At 71.8% G+C, this 4817-nt stretch carries 3 protein-coding genes; 1 reads left to right on the forward strand and 2 read right to left on the reverse strand.

The features are described 5' to 3' along the window. Positions 1 to 139: 139 nt before the first annotated feature. Complete coding sequence (locus AB0O29_RS34105) at positions 140 to 2713, reverse strand: FtsX-like permease family protein (protein ID WP_365159792.1); 2574 nt, start codon at positions 2711 to 2713, stop codon at positions 140 to 142. After that, positions 2710 to 3498 carry an ABC transporter ATP-binding protein gene (locus AB0O29_RS34110; RefSeq protein WP_365159795.1) on the reverse strand — a complete coding sequence of 263 codons (789 nt, stop codon included), beginning with the start codon at positions 3496 to 3498 and terminating at the stop codon, positions 2710 to 2712. Before AB0O29_RS34110 ends, AB0O29_RS34105 begins: the two co-directional genes overlap by 4 nt. Positions 3499 to 3858: 360 nt before the next feature. Between AB0O29_RS34110 and AB0O29_RS34115 the strand changes: the two genes are divergently transcribed. Then, positions 3859 to 4817: MFS transporter (locus AB0O29_RS34115; protein WP_365159798.1), on the forward strand; the 959-nt coding region annotated here is incomplete at its 3' end.

Genomic DNA, 4817 nt, shown 5'->3' on the forward strand with positions numbered 1-4817 from the left:
GCCGTCCTTCCGGACGGCCCGGGGCCGGCGTGTTCCCCCGCGGGACCCGCGTACTTCCCCCGTCGGGCCCCGCTTCCCCCGTCGGATCCCGGTACTCCCCCGTGGGACCCGCGCTCCTCCCCCGTACGACCGCCGGCGGCTACTCGCTGGCGATCGCGTTCAGGACGTTCATCCGCCCCGCCCGGAACGCCGGGACCAGTGCGGCGAACAGGCCCACCAGGGCCGAGCCGGCGAAGACCGCGATGATCGTCGGCCACGGGATCTCCAGCACCTTCAGGCCCTGGAGGGCGAGGAGCTGCTGGGCGGTGGCGCCCCAGCCCATGCCGAGCCCCAGGCCCAGCAGGGCGCCGAAGAGGGCGATGACCACCGACTCCAGGCGGATCATGCGGCGCAGCTGGCGGCGGGAGAGGCCGATGGCGCGCATCAGGCCGATCTCGCGGGTCCGCTCGACCACCGAGAGGGCCAGGGTGTTCACCACGCCCAGCACCGCGACGATGATCGCCAGGGCGAGGAGCCCGTAGACCATGTTGAGCAGCTGCCCGACCTGGTCCTTGAGGTCCTTCTTGTAGTCGGTCTGGTTGAGCACCTTGTACTGCGGGTACTCGGCCATGGCCGCCTTGAGCGCCGTGTACGCGGCGTCGGCCTGCCCCTTCTGGGCCTTGGCCAGCAGCATGAACGGGCGCGGCAGCTGGTCGGCCGGGACGTTGGCCTCGGCGGTGGCGGTGCTGACGTACTTGACGCCCTTGTCGAGGTTGCCCTCGTCGGAGGTGATCGCGGCGACCTTCAGCCGGACGGTCTTGCCGCCGTTGAAGGCCACGCCCAGCTCGTCGCCCACCTTCACGTGGTGCTTGGCGGCGTATTCGGAGCCGACCGCCATCGCACCGGCGGCGTACGCGTCCTCGTGCCGGCCCGCCAGCGTCTTGCGGCGCACGTCCTGGGCGTAGGTGGGGTCGGTGGCGCTGAGCCGGTCCTGGGCGGAGGTGCCGTCGGGGGCGGTGATCCGCGCCTCGACCTCGCGGTAGGCGGTGACGTGGTCGAGGCCCTTGACCCCGCGCATGGCCTGCTCGGCCTGCGGCATCAGCGGCTGGCCGCCCTGGGAGGCGATGATGTAGTCCGCGCCGACCGTGCGGTCGAGCTCGTCGGTGGCGGAGGCCACCATGGAGGAGCCGACGACCGACAGGCAGGCGACCAGCGCCAGTCCGATCATCAGCGCGGCGGCCGTGGCTCCCGTACGGCGCGGGTTGCGCAGGGCGTTGCGCTCGGCGAGCCGGCCGACGGAGCCGAAGGGCCGCAGGACGGGCGCGGCGAGCAGCCGGACCACGACGCCCGCGAGCAGCGGGCCGATCACGATGAAGCCGATCAGGCTGAACAGCACGCCGACGGCCAGCCAGAGCGAGCCGGCGGAGGCCTTGTCGGCGGCTGCGGCGAGGAACAGGGCCGCGCCGCCGATGCCGGTGAGGAGCAGTCCGAGGACCGCGCGGACCACGCCGGCCTTGCGGTCGCCGGGGGTACCGGCGTCGCGCAGGGCGGCCATCGGGGAGACCTTGCCGGCCCGGCGGGCCGGGATGTAGGCGGCGACGACGGTGACGACGGTGCCGAGGACCAGGCCGGTGACGGGGGTGGTCCAGCGGACGGTCAGGTCGCCGGTGGACAGGTGCATGCCCATCTGGCCCATGAGCTTCATCAGGCCGACGGCCAGGCCCACGCCCGACGCGACGCCGGCGGCGGAGCCGACGATGCCGAGCAGGAGGGCTTCGAGCAGCACCGAGCGGTTGATCTGGCCCCGGTCGGAGCCGATGGCGCGCATCAGGCCGATCTCGCGGGTGCGCTGGGCGACCAGCATCGAGAAGGTGTTGAAGATGAGGAAGATGCCGACGAGGAAGGCGATGCCGGCGAAGCCGAGCATCACGTACTTCATGACGTCGAGGAAGCCCATGTCCTTCTTGTTGGCGGCCGTGGACTCCTTGGCGGTCTGCAGCTTGTAGGTGTCCGCGCCGACGGCGGCGGCCACGTTCTTCTTCAGCTGGTCGTCGCTGACGCCGTCCTTGGCGGTGACGCTGATGTGGGTGAAGGTGCCCGGCGCACCGAGCAGCTTCTCCTGGGCGGTTGCGGTGTCGAAGTAGACGATGGCCGCGCCCGGGTTGGTGACGGTGAAGGAGGCGATGCCGCTGATCTTCGCCCGGACGTCACCGGTGATGGCGATGGTGCGCAGTTCGTCGCCGAGCGCCAGGTGGTGCTTGGCGGCGGTGTCGGCGTCGATCATCATCTCGGTCGGACCGCGCGGGGCCCGGCCGGAGGTGATCTTCATGGACTTGAGTTCGCCGTCGTTCCAGTTGCCGGCGATGGTCGGGGCGCCGGTGGTCGACCCCATGTTCTCGTTCTTGGCGTTGACGACGGTGACGGCCGTGGACATGACGCCGCCCTCGACCGACTTGACGCCCTCGGCGCCGCGCACCTTCTCCACGGCCGAGCCGGGCAGCACCTGCGGGCGGCCGCGGTTCGGGTTCTCCTCGCCGTCGGCGGGCTCCTTCGGGCTGACGGTGACGTCGGAGCTGGTGACGGCGAACAGCTTGTCGAAGGTGGTGTTCATGGTGTCCGTGAACACCAGGGTCCCGCAGACGAACGCGACCGAGAGGAGCACCGCGATGGCGGAGAGCGCCATCCGGCCCTTGTGCGCGACGAAGTTGCGCCGCGCGGTCTTCATGACGGTCACGAGGTCCGCCCGCGCGCGTCGAAGTCCTTCATCCGGTCCAGGACCTGGTCGGCGGTGGGCGCGTGCATCTCGTCGACGATGCGGCCGTCGGCCAGGAAGATGACGCGGTCGGCGTAGGAGGCGGCGACCGGGTCGTGGGTGACCATCACGATGGTCTGGGCGAGCTCGTCCACCGACTGGCGCAGGAAGCCGAGGACCTCGGCGCCGGCCCGCGAGTCCAGGTTTCCGGTGGGCTCGTCGCCGAAGATGATCGCCGGACGGGCGGCGAGGGCGCGGGCGACCGCCACGCGCTGCTGCTGGCCGCCGGAGAGTTCGGTCGGGCGGTGCTTGAGGCGGCCCGCGAGGCCGACGGTCTCCACGACCCGGTCCAGCCACCGCGGGTCGGGCTTGCGGCCCGCTATGTCCATCGGGAGGGTGATGTTCTCCAGGGCGTTCAGCGTCGGGAGGAGGTTGAACGCCTGGAAGATGAAGCCGATCCGGTCGCGGCGCAGCTGCGTGAGCTTCTTGTCCTTCAGGCCCGTGATCTCGGTGTCCTCCAGGTGGATCTGCCCGGAGGTCACCGTGTCCAGACCGGCCAGGCAGTGCATCAGCGTGGACTTGCCGGAGCCGGACGGGCCCATGATCGCGGTGAACTGGCCGCGGTGGATGTCCACGTCCACGTGGTCGAGGGCGACGACGCGGGTCTCGCCGGAGCCGTACGCCTTGACGACCTGGCGCGCCCGTGCGGCCACGGAGCCGTGCCCCCCGCCGCTTCCGTGCCTGGTCTCGGTCATCGCCGTTGTCACGGTGTTCTCTCCCCTGTCGGTGTGCGTACTGCGGACGTGCGGATGTGCGTCGCCGTGGTGAAGTCTGCTGAACGGGGGGTGGCCGGCGCGCTGGTGCCCGTCGCCGTATCCGCCGGGGGTTAACCCCACCCCGCCCCGGCGGCCCCGCCCATGTGAATCAGTTAAAGACAGCCCGGGCCCTTCGGCCTCCTCCGCCGGGACGAAAGTCCCCTGCGCCCAAATGTGGAGGGACCCCTAGGGGTCGTCCGCCCTCCGGCGGACCGGACGTAGGGGGCACCGCCCGGCGGACCCCGCGTGAGATGGGGATTCCACCCGGCACACCCCCGGTGAGAGGGTGTCTGCGCGGACGAAGGGAAGCCGATGGAGACAGAGAAAAGCGGGGGCGGAGCCTCCGGCAGAGAGCCGGCCGGCGCCTCCGGCGGAAAGGTTTCCGCCAAGGAGGCCGAGGGCGGGATACCCGTCCAGGGCCGGCCTCCGGCGCGCGTCGTCGCGTCGCTGATGCTGTGCATGGCCCTGGTCGCCCTCGACACCACCATCGTCTCCACCGCCGTCCCCCAGATCGTCGGGGACATCGGCGGGTTCTCCGTCTTCTCCTGGCTCTTCTCCGGCTACCTCCTGGCCGTCACCGTCACCCTCCCCGTCTACGGCAAGCTCAGCGACACCTTCGGCCGCAAGCCCGTCCTCCTCTTCGGCACCGCCCTCTTCCTCGCCGGCTCCCTGCTGTGCGCCTCCGCCTGGAACATGGCCGCGCTGATCGCCTTCCGGATCGTCCAGGGGCTGGGCGGCGGCGCACTGCAGAGCACCGTGCAGACCCTGGCCGCCGACCTCTACCCGCTGCGCGACCGCCCGCGCATCCAGGCCCGGATGACCACCGTGTGGGCGAGCTGCGCGCTCATCGGCCCGGCGCTCGGCGGCCTGATCGCCGGGTACGCGGGCTGGCGCTGGACCTTCCTGATCAACGTGCCGATGGCCGGGCTGGCCCTGTGGCTGACCGCCCGCCACCTGGTCGAGCCCCGCCGCTCCCCCGCCGACCGCGGCCCGGTGGACTGGGCGGGGGCCCTCGGAGTGTTCGTCTGCGGCGGGCTGCTGCTCTTCGCTCTGGTCCAGGGCGGGGTCGCCTGGCCCTGGCTGTCGGCGCCCTCGCTGGGGCTGCTGGGCGCGAGCGCGGTGCTGGCGGCGGTGGTCGTCCGGGTGGAGCGCCGCGCCGCGGACCCGATCCTGCCCGGGTGGGTGTGGCGGCGGCGGACCATCGCCGCCGTCAACCTGGCGATGGGGGCGCTGGGGCTGCTGATGGTCGCCCCGATGGTGTTCATGCCGAC

The sequence above is a fragment of the Streptomyces sp. NPDC089915 genome (genome assembly GCF_040684675.1).
Lineage (GTDB): Bacteria > Actinomycetota > Actinomycetes > Streptomycetales > Streptomycetaceae > Streptomyces.